Source organism: Burkholderia sp. IMCC1007, from assembly GCF_027257875.1.
Taxonomy (GTDB): Bacteria; Pseudomonadota; Gammaproteobacteria; order Burkholderiales; family Burkholderiaceae; genus Burkholderia.
Genome location: NZ_JAPVQY010000013.1, coordinates 1 through 16,999, shown reverse-complemented (window position 1 = coordinate 16,999; position 16,999 = coordinate 1). Strand labels below are relative to the sequence as shown.

The following is a 16,999-nucleotide window of genomic DNA, read 5'->3' as shown; positions in this document are numbered from 1 at the left end:
ACATGATCTATCCGTGGCAGACCGACGACTGGAACCGCCTGCAGCAACTGCGTGCGCAATGGCCGCATGCGCTGCTGCTGCACGGCCAGGCCGGGATCGGCAAGCTGCAGTTCGCGCAGCATCTCGCCCAGGGCTTCCTGTGCGAAGCGCCGCAGCCGAACGGCGAGCCGTGCGGCACCTGCGCGGCCTGCACATGGTTCGCGCAAGGCAACCATCCGGACTACCGGATCGTGCTGCCGGAGGCGCTCGCCGGCGAAGCGCCGGGCGCGGCCGACGATGCGAAGCCGGCCGACGCGGACGACGGCGGCAAGAAGACGCGCGCACCCAGCAAGGAAATCAAGATCGAGCAGGTGCGTGCGCTGCTCGACTTTTGCGGCGTCGGCTCGCACCGCGGCGGCGCGCGCGTCGTCGTGCTGTATCCGGCCGAGGCACTGAACGTCGCCGCGTCGAACGCGTTGCTGAAGACGCTCGAGGAGCCGCCGTCGGGCGTCGTGTTCCTGCTGGTGTCGGCGCGCATCGACCGGTTGCTGCCGACGATCATCAGCCGTTGCCGTCAGTGGCCGATGACCGTGCCGGCGCCCGAGACGGCACAGGCGTGGCTCGCGGCACAAGGCGTGGCCGATGCGCGTGCGCTGCTCGCCGAAGCCGGCGGCGCGCCGCTTGCCGCGCTGGCGCTCGCGAGCGACGAGAACCGGCCGTTGCGCGACTTCACGCTCGGCCAGCTCGCGGCCGGCGCCGCGTGCGATCCGTTCGCGTGCGGCGAGGCGCTGCAGAAGCTGCCGATGCCGCTCGTGCTCGGCTGGTTGCAGCGCTGGCTGTACGATCTGCTCGCGCAGCGGATGGCGGGCGCGCCGCGCTACTTCCCGACGCATGCCGCGGCGCTCGCGCGCTGCGCGGAAGCCGTCGACGCGAATGCGTTCGCGCGTTTCATGAAGGCCGTGACGCGCCAGCGCACCGTCGAGAATCATCCGCTCAACGCGCGGCTCGTATTCGAGGAACTGTTTCTCGGTTATCGGGAAATGTTCGCATGAGCGCGGATTGTTTCCGCCGGATAGGGAAACGATTGCCGGCGAGCGCATGAGCGCCCGCCTTACGTATTCAGGAAACACGATGTTCGTCGATTCTCACTGCCACATCAATTTCAACGGCCTCGCCGACCGCCTGCCGGCCGTGCTGGAGAACATGCGCGAGCACGACGTCACGCACGCGCTGTGCGTGTCGGTCGACTTCGAGACACTGCCCGACGTGCTCGCGATCGCCGAAGCGCACGACAACGTGTACGCGTCGGTCGGCGTGCATCCCGATCACGAGGACATGCGCGAACCGACGCTCGCCGAGCTGATCGAGCTGGCCGCGCACCCGAAGGTCGTCGCGATCGGCGAGACGGGCCTCGACTATTACCGGCTCGAAGGCCGCTCGATCGACGACATGGAATGGCAGCGCGAACGCTTTCGCACGCATATCCGCGCGGCGACTGCGACGATGAAGCCGCTGATCATCCACACGCGCTCGTCGTCCGAAGATACGCTGCGGATCATGGCCGAGGAGCGCGCGGACGTGCCGGGCGGCGTGATGCACTGTTTCACCGAGCCGTGGCCGGTCGCCGAGCAGGCGCTCGCGCAGAATTTCCATATCTCGCTGTCGGGCATCGTCACGTTCAAGAACGCGACCGACGTGCAGGACGTCGCGCGGCGCGTGCCGCTCGAGCGGTTGCTGATCGAGACCGACTCGCCGTACCTCGCGCCGGTGCCGTACCGCGGCAAGCCGAATGAACCTGCGTACGTCAGCCATGTCGGACGCTTTATCGCAGCGGAGCGCGGGATCGCCGTCGAGGCGCTCGCCGATGCGACCACGCAAAACTTTTTCCGGCTGTTCAAGATCGCGCGCTAACGACGCGCGGCACAGCCCACAACCCAGGGAAGGAGCCCACAACAATGACGAAGCCGACCACCTATCTGCCGAAGCGCGCACTCGTCGCCGCCGCGCTCGTCGCGAGCGGCCTGTTTGCCGCCGCCGGCGCGCACGCCGAGTCGCTCGACGCTGTCGTGAAGGCGGTCAAGTTCGACGACATCGCCGACATCGGCAAGCAGCTGAAGAGCGGCAAGCTCGATCCGAACACGCTCGCGCCGAACGGCGACCCGCTCATCGTGATCGCCGCGCGCGAGAAGTCCGACAAGGTCGCCGCCGCGCTCGCCACGACACCGAACGTCGACCTCGAGAAGGAAGACAAGGCCGGCGAGAACGCGCTGATGCTCGCGTCGCTGAACGGTGACGTCGGGCTCGTCAAGCTGCTGATCGACAAGGGCGCGGAAGTCAGCAAGAAGGGCTGGGCGCCGCTGCACTACGCGGCCACCAACGGCCAGGACGCGGTCGTGAAGATCCTGCTCGACCACGACGCCTACATCGACACCGCGTCGCCGAACGGCACGACGCCGCTGATGATGGCCGCGCGCGGCAACCATGCGTCGACGGTCACGCTGCTGCTCGACCAGGGCGCCGATCCGCAGGTCAAGAACCAGCTCGGCATCACCGCGCTCGAGTTCGCGAAGCATTACAACGCGCCGGACGCGATCGACATCCTGAGCAAGCGGACGGTGCGCATCGGCGCATCGGCGCCGGCGGATGCCCAAAAGAGTGCAAAATGACGGTTTCGGCGCGACGACGGGCGCGCCCGGCCGGCCGGAAACCGGCTGGCAGCGGGCGTCGGCCGTCGCGCCGGTCAGCGCAGTGAGCGGCCTGCGGGCCGCATTGACATAAGGAACACCATGTTGCGGGCTATGTTTTGTGCCGCGGCGTTTGCCGTGCCGTTGTCGGCGGCGGCATTCACGGGCGCGGATCTCGACCGGCTGTGCGCGAAGACGGACGTCAAGTCGCGAGCGTCGTGCGCGGCCTACATCGAAGGCGCCGCCGACGGCGTCTACAACACCATCGACGCGATCGGCGGCACCACCGGGCCGCGCGTCGGGCAGTATTTCTGCCTGCCGCCCGACATCCGGGCGCAGCAGATGACCGACGCGGTGCGCAAGTACATCGCGGAGAATCCGAAGCTGGCCGACTACAACGCGAGCACCGCGGTGTCGCTCGGTCTCGGCAAGGCGTTTCCCTGCAAGGGCGGTAGCTGATCTGACGCCGCGTCCGGGTGCGTGCGACGCCCGGACATCGCCGACGCATCCAGGACGAGGCCCGCGCGCCTCATAACCGAAGCATCCCGGGCGCCGATGATTTCAATCGAGGAACTGCAGCGCATCGCCGATGCGCCGTTGCATTCGTGGCTCGGCACGCTGTTCGTGTCGATCGCCGTCGTGCTTGTCGTCGTGATCGTGCATCGACTCGGCGCACGTATCGTCAAGCGTATCGCGCAGCCGTATCCGCTGATGAGCGTGATCCTGCGCTACATCGACAAATCGTCGCTCGTCACGCTCGCGTTGCTCGCGCTCGAGTTCGTGTGGATCCAGGCGGACGACGGCATGTCGTTCGTGCGCGGGATGCGCACCGCGGCCGCGGTCGGCTCGATCGTCTCGCTGACCTGGCTGCTGGTGCGGCTCGCGGCCGGCGTCGGCGACGCGATCATCCAGGCCCATCCGATGGATACGGCCGACAATCTCCATGCGCGGCGCGTTCATACGCAGGCCAAGGTGCTCGTGCGGACCATCATGGTGCTGATCGTGATCATCGGCACGGGCGCCGCGCTGATGACGTTCCCGAACGTGCGCCAGATCGGCGCGAGCCTGCTGGCGTCGGCCGGTGTCGCCGGCCTCGTCGCCGGTATCGCCGCGCGGCCGGTGCTCGGCAATCTGATCGCCGGGCTGCAGATCGCGCTCACGCAACCGATCCGGCTCGACGACGTGGTCGTGATCCAGGGCGAGTGGGGGCGCATCGAGGAAATCACCGGCTCGTTCGTGTCGGTGCGGCTGTGGGATCAGCGGCGGCTCGTCGTCCCGCTGCAGTGGATCATCGAAAACCCGTTCACGAACTGGACGCGCAGCAGCTCGCAGATCATCGGCACGGTGTTCCTGTCGGTCGACTACCGCACGCCGCTCGCGCCGCTGCGCGAAGAGCTGGCGCGGCTCGTCCATGCGGCGCCCGAATGGGACGGCCGCGTGCAGGTGCTGCAGGTGACCGACGCGACCGAGCGCACGATGCAGTTGCGTGCGCTCGTGAGCGCCGTCGATTCGTCGGCGTGCTGGGATCTGCGCTGCCGCGTGCGCGAGGGGCTGATCGCGTACCTGCAGGCGCGCTATCCGCAATGCCTGCCGCGCAACCGGATGGAGCTGTTTCCGCACGAATCCGCGCCCGATGCGCCGAATCCCGAACGGCCGCACGCGCGGTCGCCTGCCGCCAGCACGGCGGCCAATACCGCGGCCGATCCGCAGGCCGTCGACGGCCGCTGAACGCGGCCCGGCGCCTGCTGCCGTTTCCCGTTTCCGATTCCCATGACCGCGCTGAAGACGCTCGCCATCGCCAACTACCGCTCGTTGCGCGAGCTGATCGTGCCGCTTGCGGCGCTCAACGTCGTGACGGGGCCGAACGGCAGCGGCAAGTCGAGCGTGTACCGCGCACTGCGGCTGCTCGCCGACACAGCGCAGGGCCGCGTGATTCCGTCGCTCGCGCGCGAAGGCGGGCTGCCGTCGACGCTGTGGGCCGGCCCCGAGCGCTTCTCGCGCGCGATGTTGAGCGGCGACACGCCGGTGACGGGCACGGTGCGCAACGGCCCCGTGAGCCTCAGGCTCGGCTTCGCGTGCGACGATTTCGGCTACGCGATCGATCTCGGCCTGCCGGTGAAGAACGACGCGACGATGTTTCGCCTCGATCCCGTCGTGAAGCGCGAATGCATCTGGGGTGGCGCGCTGCCGCGCCCGTCGACGCTGCTGGTCGACCGGCAGGGCGCGCAGATTCGCGCGCGCACCGCCGCGGGCGACTGGTACACCGTACCGCAGACGGTCGCGGGCTTCGACAGCATGATGACCGAGTTCGCCGATCCGGTCGGCGCGCCGGAGATGATCGCGGTGCGCGAGCGGATCCGTTCGTGGCGCTTCTACGATCATTTCCGGACCGACGCGCAGGCGCCGGCCCGGGAGTCGCACATCGGCACGCATACACCGGTGCTGGCGGACGACGGCGCGGATCTCGCCGCCGCGCTGCAGACGATCCGCGAGATCGGCGATGCCGCGGCGCTCGATGCGGCGATCGACGACGCGTTCCCCGGCGCATCGATCGACATCGACAACCCGGGCGGCCGCGGCCGCTTCGACGTGCTGATGCGCCAGCCGGGGCTGCTGCGGCCGCTGTCGGCGGCCGAGCTGTCGGACGGCACGCTGCGCTACCTGCTGCTCGCGGCCGCGCTGCTGACGCCGCGCCCACCCGCGCTGATGGTGCTGAACGAGCCGGAGACGAGCCTGCATCCCGATCTGTTGCCGGCGCTCGGCCGTCTGATCGCGCAGGCGGCACAACGCTCGCAGGTGCTGGTCGTGTCGCATGCGGCGCGGCTCATCGCGACGCTCGAACGCGAGGCCGGCTGCGAGTCGCTGGTGCTCGACAAGCAACTGGGCGCGACCGGGCTCGTCGACGCCGACACGCGCGACCTGCCGCCGTGGAAGTGGCCGTCGCGCTGACGAGGGCCGACGGGCGCCGACGCGTGCTGTCACGCTGCCCGCGATCGTCGCGGGGGCGGCGTGGCCGCGGCGATGCGCCGGCATCTCCGCCACACGGGCGGGCGCGCGGCGGAATGTATCTGTCTGTAACAACCCCCATAAAATGCAAGACGGGCGCTTCCGGGCATCGGGATCGCGAATAATAATGAGATATCCGGCCGGCGCGATGCCGGCCTGCTCTGCACGGGATGGCGCGCGCGCGCGAGCGCGGCTGCCGATCCCGACCGAGGACACAGGAGACGTGGATCATGAGAATTGCCCAGATCGCCCCGCTGACCGAATCCGTTCCGCCGAAGCTGTACGGCGGCACGGAGCGCGTCGTGTCCTACATCACCGAGGCGCTCGTCGATCTCGGTCACGACGTGACGCTGTTCGCGAGCGGCGATTCGACGACGCGGGCGAAGCTCGAACCGGTATGGCCGCACGCGCTGCGGCTCGATGCGTCGATCCGCGACCGCGTCGCACCGCACATGCTGCTGATCGAGACGGTCGCGCGCCGGGCGAAGGACTTCGACGTGCTCCATTTCCACATGGACTACTACTCGTTTTCGGTCTTCAGCCGACAGGACACGCCGTTCGTCACGACGCTGCATGGCCGGCTCGACCTGCCCGAGCAGCAGCCGGTGTTCGACACGTTCAACACCGCGCCGGTGATCTCGATCTCGAACTCGCAGCGCCAGCCGCTGCCGCAGGCGAAGTGGCAGACCACCGTCCACCACGGGCTGCCCGACACGATGTACCTCCCGCAGCCCGTCGAGCCGCGCTATCTCGCGTTCCTCGGCCGCATCTCGCCGGAGAAGCGGGTCGACACGGCCATTCGCATCGCGCGCCAGTGCGGGCTGCCGATCCGGATCGCCGCGAAGATCGACGCGGCCGACCAGGAGTACTTCGAACGCGAGATCAAGCCGCTGTTCGCGCTGCCGCACGTCGAGTACGTCGGCGAGATCGCCGACCACCAGAAGGCCGAATTCCTGTCGGGCGCGCATGCGCTGCTGTTTCCGATCGACTGGCCGGAGCCGTTCGGGCTGGTGATGATCGAGGCGATGTCGTGCGGCACGCCGGTGATCGCGTTCAATCGCGGCGCCGTGCCGGAAGTGGTGGACGAAGGCGTGTCGGGTTTCATCGTCGAGGACGAGATCAGCGCGGTGGCCGCCGTAAACCGGCTGCATCTGCTGCCGCGCGCCCGCGTGCGGCAGCGCTTCGAGGAGCGCTTCACGTCGCGCCGGATGGCGCAGCAGTACGTCGACGTGTACCAGTCGCTGATTCGCGCGCAGAAGCGCTCGCGCTTCAAGGTGATCGACTCGACGACCTGAGCCGCCGCGCACGCACATGAAAAAACGGCGATGCCCGCAAGGACATCGCCGTTTGTCTGGCGCCCGCGCGCGGTGCGCACGGGCGAGGCGGCCGCCGCGTCAGATCTTCAGCTTCGTGACCTTCGTGCCGTTGATCGACACGTCGCCCATCAGGCCGGCGTTCGTCAGCACGATGACCTGGACCGGTGCGGTGGCCGTGGTCGTGTCGACCGCGCCATTCGCGCCCATCTTCACGAGCGCGACCGACGCGCCGGCACCCGCTGCCCAGCCGTCGGAGCCGCGGAATTCGTCGAGCGCGTCCTGCGTCATGAACAGGAACACGACCGCCTTCGACTGCGCGCCGGCCTGCAGGCCGACCGACAGCGACGACGTGTTGTAGTACCCGACGGTGCTGCCGCCGACGCGCAGCGCGCCGTTGCCGGTCTGGCCGCCGACGATGAAGCCGGCCTGGATCACGTCCGGGAAGACCAGCACGCCGCGCGACTTCGCGACGAGTTCACGCGAACCCTTGACCGTGGAATACAGCCGCGACAGCGTGGCGTCGACGCTCGAGTCGATTGCCTGACGCTTCGACGCGTTGGTCGCGGCGTTGTCGGGCTTGTCGGGCGTCGTGGTGCAACCGGTGAGCGCGAGGCTACCGACGATGAGCGCAGCGGCAGCTTTCAGCGCAAGATTCCGTTTTTGCATCGTTCTTCTCCATCGGATGATGTTCGGAGTGAGTCTCGCTCAAGGAGCGGCTCACGTCGGCAGTTATATCACAGCGGATTACAGTCTTTTTTCATTCCAACGTGAAAAAGCGTCAAATCGTTTGGAGGTGTCGCAGCGCGCCAACGAACGGATCGGCGCATGCACGCCGATGCGCCGCGCGTGCGGTCGGCGGCGGGCAGCGGAAAGGGACGGGGATGGGCAGGGCCCGCGGTGTCAGTGCGGAACGGGCGGCACCGGTGGCTTGATCTGCGGGCGCCGCAGTGCGCGGCGAATCAGCGCGATCACCACACCGCATGCGAACAGGAACGCGGCCGGCACGACCCAGTAGCCGACGAACGCATGCCACAGATAGCCGGCGAGCGTGTTGCGACGCACCACGTATTCGTCGCGGGCCGCCTGCTGGCGTGCCGCGTTGGCCGAGAGCACGTCGGCCGGGCAGCCGGCCGCGCGCGCTTCGTCAGGATCGCCATGGCACTTCGCGGCGGCGCCTGCCGCCTGCTGCGCGTCGGTCAGCTGCCAGGTCGTCAGCGCGAGCTGCAGGTCGGCCTTGTTGTACGCCATTTCCTCGCGGATCTCGCGCACGGCGACGATCGCGACGGGCACGGCCCAGAACACGATCACGATCACCCAGCGGCGAAACCAGCGGTGTTGTCTCCATGCCATCCATGCCTCCGTTTGACGCGGCGTGCGCGTTCGTCTGAGGGCGGCCCGATGGCGCGTCTTGTACTTGGGTGGGCCGCATTGCAGCCATCATAGAAGAAAACGCGGCGAATTGCCGCATCGGGTGTCGGCATCCGCACGGCATGCAGAGGAAGCGGCGGGAAGCGGGGCGGGAAGGCGGCCTGTGTCGGCGTGTGCGGCCGCGCGGTCGTCGTCCGCCGGCCGACGCGGCGACGCATCGGCCGCCAGGTCGCACGCGTCGATGTGCGCGCAACGAAAACAACGATGCCGCGCCCGCCGAAGCGGTGCGCGGCATTCGAGACGGGAGCGCCGGGACTTAGGCGGCCGGCTGGCTGCTCAGGCAGCTCTTCATGAACGCCTTGCGGTCGTCGCCCTTCTTGTCCGCGGCCTGGGTGTTGCAGGCCTTCATTTTTTCCTGCTGCGTCATCTTCTTCGCGGGCTTGGCCGACAGGCAGTCCTTCATGAACGCCTTGCGTTCGTCGCCCGTCTTGCCGGCAGCCTGCGTGTTACAGGCCTTCATCTTGTCCTGCTGGCTGTTCGCGGCGAAAGCCGGGGAAGCCAGCATGCCGCCGAGAAGCACTGCGGCTACGAGCGATTGGATCTTCATTTCGACACTCCCATGGGGTGAATTGCGTTTTATATCGACGCCGTCACGAAACCCGGCGCAACGGGAACAGGGCCGCATCGCGCCGCGCGCACCGATTATGGCAAATCAATGTGAAAACACCAGAACGGCCTTCGTATAACGCCGCGGGCGGCACCATCGTTGACGGCGGGCCGCGCGCCGGCGATCGGGACAAACCATGACGCGGGGCGACCGGCGGCGATGCCGGATGCCGGACCTACCGGATGCCGGCCGCGAGCCATTACAATCGCGGCCATGAACACTCCGAACCCCGCATCCCCCTCGTCCGCGGCAGCCCTGCCGCGCATCGCCGTACTCGCCACCGGCGGCACGATCGCCGGCGCCGCGCCGGACGCGACCAGCACGGCCGGCTATCAGGCCGGCGCGCTCGGCGTCAATTTCCTGCTCGACGCGGTGCCGGCGCTCGCATCGGTCGCGCGCGTCGCCGCGGAGCAGGTCGCCAGCATCGACAGCAAGGATCTCGCGCTGCCGCTGTGGAACACGCTCGCGGCGCGCATCGATGCGCTGATGGCCGATCCGGACATCGACGGCATCGTGATCACGCACGGCACCGACACGCTCGAGGAAACCGCGTACGCGCTGCATCTGGTCGTGACCGGCGACAAGCCCGTCGTGCTGACCGCCGCGATGCGGCCGGCCACCGCGCTGTCGTCCGACGGCCCGCTGAACCTGCTGAACGCGGTGACGGTCGCCGGTCATCCGGCCGCGCGCGGGCAGGGCGTGCTCGTCGCGTTCAACAACCGGATCCACGGCGCGCGCGACGTCGTGAAGACGAGCACCTACGCGGTCGACGCATTCCAGACGCCGGAACTCGGCGCACTCGGCTGGGTGCAGGACGGCCGCGTCGAATTCGCGCGCCGCGTCACGCGTTCGCGCGATGCGCAACTGGCGATTGCCGCTGCGTGGCCGCCCGTCGAAATCGTCACGAGCTATGCGGGCGTGACGCGCACGGCCGTCGATGCGCTCGTTGCGGCCGGCGTGCGCGGGCTCGTCGTCGCGGGCACCGGCAACGGATCGATCCATGCGACGCTGCAGGCGGCGCTCGCCGATGCGGTGAACGCGGGGGTGGCGGTGGTGCGCGCGTCGCGCGTCGGCTCGGGCCACGTGATGCGCAACGGCGCCGCGAACGACGACGCGCTCGGCTTCGTGAGCGCCGGGTCGCTGAGCCCGTTCAAGGCACGCGTGCTGCTGATGCTCGCGCTCGCGAACGGCATCCAGGATCGCGGCGCGCTGCAGCGCGCATTCGACACGCTGTAAGCGACGGCACGCCCCTTGGGCGTGCGCAGCGCGCACGAAGCGCATACGAAAAAGGCAGGCCGCGCGGCCTGCCTTTTCTACGTCGGTGCTGCGCGAATGCTCAGGACTGCGGCGGAATCACGAGCTTCTGGCCCGGATAGATCCGGTCCGGGCTCGACAGCATCGGCTTGTTCGCCTCGAAGATCACCGGGTACTTGTTCGCGTCGCCGTAGACTTCCTTGGCGATCGCCGACAGCGTGTCGCCCGACTTCACGTCGTGGTACTGGACTTCCGGATCGTCCGGCTGCAGATCGTCGTCGTTCACGCCCGCGACGCCCTGCACGTTGCCGGCCGCGACCTTGACCTTCGCCTTCGTGTCGAGATCGGCGACGCTGCCCGACAGCGTGACCGTGCGCGACGCGCCGTCGAACGCGACGGTCAGGTTCGACGTATCGAGACCTTGCGTGCTGATGTAGTTCTTGATTGCATCGGCCGCGGTCTGGTTCGCGGCATTCGGATCGGTTGCCGCTTGCGCGTCGGCGTGACCCAGCAGTTTTTCACCCGCCTCTTTGATAAACGAAAGAAGACCCATCGCTGCACTCCCTAGGTGGTTGAACAGAAAACGCGCCGTGAAGTGGCGAAAAAAACACCGCGCTGGACGCGGCCACCGGAGGTGTGCGCAAGCGCGGCGAATTTCTCGAAAGGCGTGGCGAAAGTGTAGGCGTTCGTCGCGACGATTGCATGAAAAATCGCGCGCACGAACGTAAAGAAGTGTAATACGCGAAATCCGACAGGCGGACACCCGACGACGACGTCTGACCGACCAAGGCTTCCCCGGCGCCGCCGGGTGCCGCTGCGGACCCCACCACGCCGCTCTCAGCCCAGAGCGACGTTTTTCGCCCCGTCGCGCATGCGTCTGGCAATGCGCGGCGGGGCGCCCCACCGTGATGCGCGCATGCACGCGCATCGCTGCGACCGGCCGCGAGCCGGTTCGCGTGTATTCGTCGCGCGCGTTCGCCATCGCGGCGAAACGCGCGTCATTGCATCCGCGTTACGCGGCCGGCGTCTGGCCGATTTCGAAATTCGACATGATCTCGAGCGCACGCACGAGCGCCGAGTGATCCCATGCCTTGCCGCCGTGCGATGCGCACACGCTGAACAGTTGCTGCGCGCTGGCCGTGTGCGGCAGTGCGAGGCCGAGCTTGCGTGCGCCGTCGAGCGCGAGGTTCAGGTCCTTCTGGTGCAGCTCGATGCGGAAGCCCGGATCGAACGTGCGCTTGGTCATGCGCGCGCCGTGCACTTCGAGGATGCGCGACGCGGCGAAGCCGCCCATCAGCGCCTGGCGCACGCGCTCCGGATCGGCGCCTGAACGTGCGGCGAACAGCAGCGCTTCGCCGACCGCTTCGATGTTCAGCGCGACGATGATCTGGTTCGCGACCTTGCAGGTCTGGCCGGCACCGTTGTCGCCGACGAGCGTGATGTTCTTGCCCATCTTCTCGAACAGCGGCTTCGCGCGCTCGAATGCCTTCTCCGGGCCGCCGACCATGATCGTCAGCGTCGCTTCGCGGGCGCCGACTTCGCCGCCGGACACCGGCGCGTCGAGGTAGTCGCAGCCGAGTGCATTGATCTGCTTCGCGAATGCCTGCGTGTCGAGCGGCGAGATCGAGCTCATGTCGATCACGAGCTTGCCGGCCGTCAGGCCCTTCGCGACGCCGTCGTCGGCGAACAGCACGTTACGCACGTCCGGCGTGTCCGGCACCATCGAGATGATGATGTCGGCGTGCTGCGCGACTTCGGTCGAGTTCGCGACGACCTTCGCGCTCGCGCGCAGATCGTCCGGAACCGGGAACGCGCCGTTCACGACGAGTTGATGATCGCCCTTGAGCAGGTTGCGCGCCATGTGCGCGCCCATGATGCCGAGGCCGATGAATCCGATGGTTGCCATGTGAAAGTCTCCTATAGGGCTGAAAACGGGAAGGGAGGATCTCAGGCGGCGCGACGCGCCGAGCCCGGTGCGCAGCCGGCGACGCTTTGCAGCCAGCCGAGCCCTTCCGTCGTGGTGGTGCGGGGCTTGTATTCGCAGCCGACATAGCCGGCATAGCCGAGCCGGTCGAGCAGCGCGAACAGGAACGCGTAGTTGATCTCGCCCGTGCCCGGCTCGTTGCGGCCCGGGTTGTCCGCGAGCTGGACGTGGCCGATCGATGCGAGGTTGCGTTCGATCGTCGCGGCCAGTTCGCCTTCCATGCGTTGCATGTGATAGATGTCGTACTGCAGGAACAGGTTGTCCGAGCCGACCGCGCGGATCACGTCGAGCCCTTCGGACGAGCGGTTCAGCGCGAAGCCCGGGATGTCGAAGCTGTTGCACGGCTCGACGAGCAGACGGATGCCTTCGCGCTTCAGTGCGTCGGCGGCGAAGCGCAGGTTGTCGACGATCGTCACGAACGTCTTGTCGCGCGCCGTGCTTGCAGACGGGATGCCGACCAGGCAGTTCAGCTGCGGCACCTTCAGCGCCTTCGCATACTCGATCGCACGGCCGACCCCTTCCTGGAACTCGCCGACGCGATCGGGCAGGCACGCGATGCCGCGCTCGCCCTGATCCCAGTTGCCGGCGGGCAGGTTGTGCAGCACGAGGCGCAGGCGGTGCGTCTCGATCCGCTCGGCGAGTTCCTCTTTCGCGTACGGATACGGGAACAGGAACTCGACGGCATCGAAGCCCGCGTCGGCGGCCGCCTTGAAGCGGTCGAGGAACGGCACTTCGTTGAACAGCATGGTCAGGTTTGCAGCAAACTTCGGCATGAGCTAAGCCTCTTCGGTCGGTCAGTCAAAAAATGTCGTGCGGTTCAGTCGAGCATCGAGATCGCGGTCGGCGCGTGCTCGGCCTTTTCGGCGAGATCCTCGAATTCGTTGATCGCGTCGATCTCGGTGCCCATCGAGATGTTCGTCACGCGCTCGAGGATCACTTCGACGACCACCGGCACGCTGTACTGTTCCGCGAGCGTTTGCGCCTGGCGCAGCGCCGGCTCGATTTCTTCCGGCTTGAACACGCGCAGCGCCTTGCAGCCGAGGCCTTCGGCAACCGCCACGTGGTCGACGCCATAGCCGTTCAGTTCCGGCGCGTTCACGTTGTCGAACGCGAGCTGCACGCAGTAGTCCATGTCGAACGCGCGCTGCGCCTGACGGATCAGCCCGAGGTACGAGTTGTTCACGACGACGTGCACGTACGGCAGCTTGAATTGCGCACCGGCCGCGAGTTCCTCGATCATGAACTGGAAGTCGTAGTCGCCGGAGAGCGCGACGATCGGGCGGCTCGGATCGGCCGCACGCACGCCGAGCGCGGCGGGGATCGTCCAGCCGAGCGGGCCGGCCTGGCCGCAGTTGATCCAGTTGCGCGCCTTGAACACGTGCAGGAACTGCGCGGCGGCGATCTGCGACAGCCCGATCGTGCTGACGTAGCAGGTATCGCGGCCGAACACCTTGTTCATCTCTTCGTACACGCGCTGCGGCTTGACCGGCACGTTGTCGAAGTGCGTCTTGCGCTGCAGCGTGCGCTTGCGTGCCTGGCAGTCGGCGACCCACGCGCTGCGGTCCTTCAGCTTGCCGGCGGCCTTCCATTCCTGCGCGACCGCGACGAACAGCTCGAGCGCGGCTTTCGCATCGGACACGATGCCGAGATCCGGGCCGAACACGCGGCCGATCTGCGTCGGCTCGATGTCGACGTGCACGAACTTGCGGCCCTTCGTGTAGACCTCGACGCTGCCCGTGTGGCGGTTCGCCCAGCGGTTGCCGATGCCGAGCACGAAGTCGGACGCGAGCATCGTCGCGTTGCCGTAGCGGTGCGACGTCTGCAGGCCGACCATGCCGGCCATCAGCGGGTGGTCGTCGGCAATCGCGCCCCACGACATCAGCGTCGGGATCACCGGCACGCCGACCGTTTCGGCGAACTGCACGAGCAGGTCTTCGGCCGCGGCGTTGAGCACGCCGCCGCCCGACACGATCAGCGGCTTGTCCGCGTCGTTGAGCATCGTGAGCGCCTTCTCGATCTGCGCGCGGGTGGCCGCGGGCTTGTAGACCGGCAGCGGTTCGTACGTGTCGATGTCGAACTCGATCTCGGCGAGCTGCACGTCGATCGGCAGGTCGACCAGCACCGGGCCCGGGCGGCCCGAGCGCATCAGGTGGAAGGCCTGCTGGAACACGCGCGGCACGAGCGCCGGCTCGCGCACGGTGACGGCCCACTTCGTGACGGGCTTCGCGATCGACTCGATGTCGACGGCCTGGAAGTCTTCCTTGTAGAGGCGCGCGCGCGGCGCCTGGCCCGTGATCGCGAGGATCGGAATCGAGTCGGCCGACGCGGAGTAGAGGCCGGTGATCATGTCGGTGCCCGCAGGGCCCGACGTGCCGATGCACACGCCGATGTTGCCCGGTGCGGCACGGGTGAAGCCTTCGGCCATGTGCGACGCGCCTTCGACGTGGCGAGCCAGCACGTGGCTGATGCCGCCCGACTTGCGCATCGCGGAATAGAACGGGTTGATCGCTGCGCCCGGCACACCGAACGCGGTCTGGATGCCTTCCTTCTCGAGCACGAGTACGGCTGCGTCGACGGCTCTCATCTTGGCCATGAATGTCTCCTTGAATGGTGGAATCTTGCGAATCGGTCTGTTGAGAACACTTTAGGGATGCAGGAAAGGTTTGATAAGATCAGCCGAAGTCGCTTATTTCGAAACTAAAAGTATGGAATGACGGCCGGACGGGGCTTCCCGCCGGTGTCAGAGCCGGGTGGAGACAGCAGATGGATCGTTTCAAGCAGATCGAGACGTTCGTGCGGGTCGCGGACGCGGGCAGCCTCGCGGCGGCGGCGCTCGAGGAGGGCGTGTCGCCGGTGGTGCTCGGGCGGCGCATCGACGCGCTGGAGAAGCGCCTCGGCGTGAAGCTGATGTACCGCTCGACGCGGCGGCTGGTGGTCGGCGAGGAGGGCGCCGCGTTCCTGGAGCGCTGCCGCGGGCTGCTGTCCGAATGGGATCAGGCCGAGAACGAGCTGGCTGCCGGGCGGCGCGCGGTGAGCGGGCACCTGATCGTGTCGGCGCCGGCCGCGTTCGGGCGCAAGCACGTCGCGCCGCATGCGCCTGGCTTCCTGGCCGACAAGCCGGAGATGCAGCTGTCGTTCAACCTGACCGACCGCGTCGTCGATCTGGTGCGCGAGGGCTACGACCTGTCGATCCGGATCGGCGGCGCGGTCGATCCAAACTTCGTCGCGGTGAAGCTCGCGTCGAACCGGCGTGTCGTGTGCGGCACGCCCGAGTATTTCCGCAAGCACGGCCGGCCGAAGTCGCTCGACGACCTGCTGCAGCACAACTGCCTGGCCTTCAATCTGCAGGGCGGGCAGAACCGCGGCTGGTATTTCCAGCGTCACGGCAAGATCGCGACGATGCGCGTGACCGGCAACCTCGACTGCAACGACGGCGAGCTGCTGCACCGCTGGGTGGCCGAAGGCCTGGGGCTCGGCTGGCGCTCGACCTGGGAAATCGCCGCGCAGCTCGAAACGGGCGAGCTCGAAACCGTGCTCGACGAATATGCGCTGCCCGACTACGACATCCTCGCGGTCTACCCGCAGCAGCGCTACGTGCCCGCGCGCGTGCGCTACTTCATCGACTATCTGCGCGATGCGTACGCGCGCCCCGGCTACTGGAGCACCACGCCGTAACGGTTGCGGCAACGCCGGTTTTTTTACGCGTCATCGGCTTTTCGCAGGAATAAACTCGATGCGACAGCGGTAAGGTCATCGAGCGCGCACGCTGCCGGTCCGTCCGGACGTCGTGCAGGAGCGGGCGCGGCTTCGGCCGCCGGGACAGGGAGGCCATGTGGGGCAAGCCGGACAGGCGATCGATGAACGGGCGGACGATATGCTGGCGCGTGCCGAGCGGTTTCGCGCGCTCGTGCTGCCTCATCTCGACGCCGCGTACAACCTGGCGCGCTGGCTGAGCGGCAATGCGGGCGACGCCGACGACGTGGTCCAGGACGCGTGCATGCGCGCGCTGCGCTTCGTCGATGGGTGCCGCGGCGACAACGCGCGGCCGTGGTTGCTGACGATCGTGCGTCACACCTGGTACACCGAGTGGCGCCGCCGGACCCACGCGCACGAAGTCGCGCTGCCCGACACGCTCGACGACACCGACGTTCCCGACGACTGGCAACCGGCGACCGAGGATCCGCTCGCCGAACTGCTGCGCGGCGAAAACGTACGGCGCGTGAATGCGGCGCTCGCGCAGCTGCCGCCCGAATACCGCGAGGTGCTCGTGTTGCGCGAGATGGAGGATTTGAGCTACCGCGAGATCGCGGCGATCGCGGACGTGCCGGTCGGCACCGTGATGTCGCGGCTCGCGCGCGGCCGGCGCCGGCTGGCCGCATTGCTGGGCGACGAGCGATCGCCGGCGTGCGCGAGCAAGCCGGCGCGGGCGTCGGCGGGCGGAACCGGAGCGGAGGCGAGCGATGGACTGTAACGAAGCGCGAGCGTTGCTGGACGCGGACGTCGACCGCGAGCTGTCGGCGCCCGACGCGTTGCGCGTCCAGCGACACGTCGACGGTTGCGACGCATGCCGCCGCGAACGCGAACGGATCGTCGCGTTGGGGCGCGCCGTGCGGCAGGCCGACTATTACCGGGCGCCGGATGCGCTGCGGGCGAGCATCCTCGCCGCGCTGCCGGCGGCGCCCGACGCGGCGGCGCCCGGGTCGACCGATGCGGAGCCGGCGCCCGACGCGACCCGGCGGCC

The 16,999-nt window shown here is 68.0% G+C and carries 18 protein-coding genes; 11 read left to right on the top strand and 7 right to left on the bottom strand.

What is annotated here, in order from left to right:
* Positions 1-2 precede the first annotated feature (2 nt).
* The 7 genes from O1Q03_RS14480 to O1Q03_RS14450 all read left to right on the top strand — a co-directional run bounded on the left by O1Q03_RS14480 (position 3) and on the right by O1Q03_RS14450 (position 6,964).
* On the top strand, positions 3-1,031 hold the full coding sequence (locus tag O1Q03_RS14480; RefSeq protein ID WP_269504285.1) for a DNA polymerase III subunit delta': 1,029 nt from the start codon (positions 3-5) through the stop codon (positions 1,029-1,031).
* Between the two features lie 79 nt (positions 1,032-1,110).
* The gene (locus tag O1Q03_RS14475) at positions 1,111-1,890 is read left to right on the top strand and encodes a TatD family hydrolase (RefSeq protein WP_269504283.1); all 780 of its coding nucleotides are present in this window, start codon (positions 1,111-1,113) and stop codon (positions 1,888-1,890) included.
* A 44-nt stretch (positions 1,891-1,934) separates the two neighbouring features.
* Positions 1,935-2,645, top strand: a complete 711-nt coding sequence (locus O1Q03_RS14470; RefSeq protein ID WP_269504281.1) for an ankyrin repeat domain-containing protein — start codon at positions 1,935-1,937, stop codon at positions 2,643-2,645.
* 120 nt (positions 2,646-2,765) lie between these two features.
* On the top strand, positions 2,766-3,122 hold the full coding sequence (locus tag O1Q03_RS14465) for a Rap1a/Tai family immunity protein (protein WP_044843647.1): 357 nt from the start codon (positions 2,766-2,768) through the stop codon (positions 3,120-3,122).
* Positions 3,123-3,218: 96 nt separating this feature from the next.
* Complete coding sequence (locus tag O1Q03_RS14460; RefSeq protein WP_269504277.1) at positions 3,219-4,391, top strand: mechanosensitive ion channel family protein; 1,173 nt, start codon at positions 3,219-3,221, stop codon at positions 4,389-4,391.
* Between the two features lie 42 nt (positions 4,392-4,433).
* Positions 4,434-5,612, top strand: a complete 1,179-nt coding sequence (locus O1Q03_RS14455; protein ID WP_269504275.1) for an AAA family ATPase — start codon at positions 4,434-4,436, stop codon at positions 5,610-5,612.
* Between the two features lie 287 nt (positions 5,613-5,899).
* On the top strand, positions 5,900-6,964 hold the full coding sequence (locus O1Q03_RS14450) for a glycosyltransferase family 4 protein (RefSeq protein ID WP_269504274.1): 1,065 nt from the start codon (positions 5,900-5,902) through the stop codon (positions 6,962-6,964).
* 99 nt (positions 6,965-7,063) lie between these two features.
* Here O1Q03_RS14450 and O1Q03_RS14445 read toward each other — a convergent pair whose 3' ends face one another.
* From O1Q03_RS14445 to O1Q03_RS14435, 3 genes are all read right to left on the bottom strand, one after another.
* Positions 7,064-7,651 (bottom strand): BPSL1445 family SYLF domain-containing lipoprotein, encoded by a 588-nt coding sequence (locus tag O1Q03_RS14445; protein WP_269504273.1) that lies wholly within the window; start codon positions 7,649-7,651, stop codon positions 7,064-7,066.
* A gap of 234 nt (positions 7,652-7,885) precedes the next feature.
* Positions 7,886-8,335: a hypothetical protein gene (locus tag O1Q03_RS14440; RefSeq protein ID WP_269504272.1), complete on the bottom strand. Its 450-nt coding sequence runs from the start codon at positions 8,333-8,335 to the stop codon at positions 7,886-7,888.
* 334 nt (positions 8,336-8,669) lie between these two features.
* The gene (locus O1Q03_RS14435) at positions 8,670-8,960 is read right to left on the bottom strand and encodes a PsiF family protein (RefSeq protein WP_006402283.1); all 291 of its coding nucleotides are present in this window, start codon (positions 8,958-8,960) and stop codon (positions 8,670-8,672) included.
* Between the two features lie 273 nt (positions 8,961-9,233).
* On the opposite strand from O1Q03_RS14435, the gene O1Q03_RS14430 reads away from it, so the two are divergent.
* Complete coding sequence (locus O1Q03_RS14430; RefSeq protein WP_269504271.1) at positions 9,234-10,256, top strand: asparaginase; 1,023 nt, start codon at positions 9,234-9,236, stop codon at positions 10,254-10,256.
* 100 nt (positions 10,257-10,356) lie between these two features.
* Here O1Q03_RS14430 and lysM read toward each other — a convergent pair whose 3' ends face one another.
* The 4 genes from lysM to gcl form a co-directional block, all read right to left on the bottom strand.
* Positions 10,357-10,827, bottom strand: a complete 471-nt coding sequence (gene lysM, locus O1Q03_RS14425; RefSeq protein WP_269504269.1) for a peptidoglycan-binding protein LysM — start codon at positions 10,825-10,827, stop codon at positions 10,357-10,359.
* A 459-nt stretch (positions 10,828-11,286) separates the two neighbouring features.
* On the bottom strand, positions 11,287-12,195 hold the full coding sequence (locus O1Q03_RS14420; RefSeq protein WP_269504404.1) for a 2-hydroxy-3-oxopropionate reductase: 909 nt from the start codon (positions 12,193-12,195) through the stop codon (positions 11,287-11,289).
* 26 nt (positions 12,196-12,221) lie between these two features.
* The gene (gene hyi, locus O1Q03_RS14415; protein WP_269504267.1) at positions 12,222-13,031 is read right to left on the bottom strand and encodes a hydroxypyruvate isomerase; all 810 of its coding nucleotides are present in this window, start codon (positions 13,029-13,031) and stop codon (positions 12,222-12,224) included.
* Positions 13,032-13,075: 44 nt separating this feature from the next.
* Positions 13,076-14,851: a glyoxylate carboligase gene (gene gcl, locus O1Q03_RS14410; protein WP_269504264.1), complete on the bottom strand. Its 1,776-nt coding sequence runs from the start codon at positions 14,849-14,851 to the stop codon at positions 13,076-13,078.
* Positions 14,852-15,021: 170 nt separating this feature from the next.
* Between gcl and O1Q03_RS14405 the strand changes: the two genes are divergently transcribed.
* From O1Q03_RS14405 to O1Q03_RS14395, 3 genes are all read left to right on the top strand, one after another.
* On the top strand, positions 15,022-15,933 hold the full coding sequence (locus O1Q03_RS14405) for a substrate binding domain-containing protein (RefSeq protein WP_269504262.1): 912 nt from the start codon (positions 15,022-15,024) through the stop codon (positions 15,931-15,933).
* 157 nt (positions 15,934-16,090) lie between these two features.
* Positions 16,091-16,729, top strand: coding sequence for an RNA polymerase sigma factor (locus tag O1Q03_RS14400; protein ID WP_269504261.1), 639 nt, complete (start codon positions 16,091-16,093; stop codon positions 16,727-16,729).
* Positions 16,719-16,999: anti-sigma factor (locus tag O1Q03_RS14395; RefSeq protein WP_269504260.1), on the top strand; the 281-nt coding region annotated here is incomplete at its 3' end. The genes O1Q03_RS14400 and O1Q03_RS14395, both read left to right, overlap by 11 nt.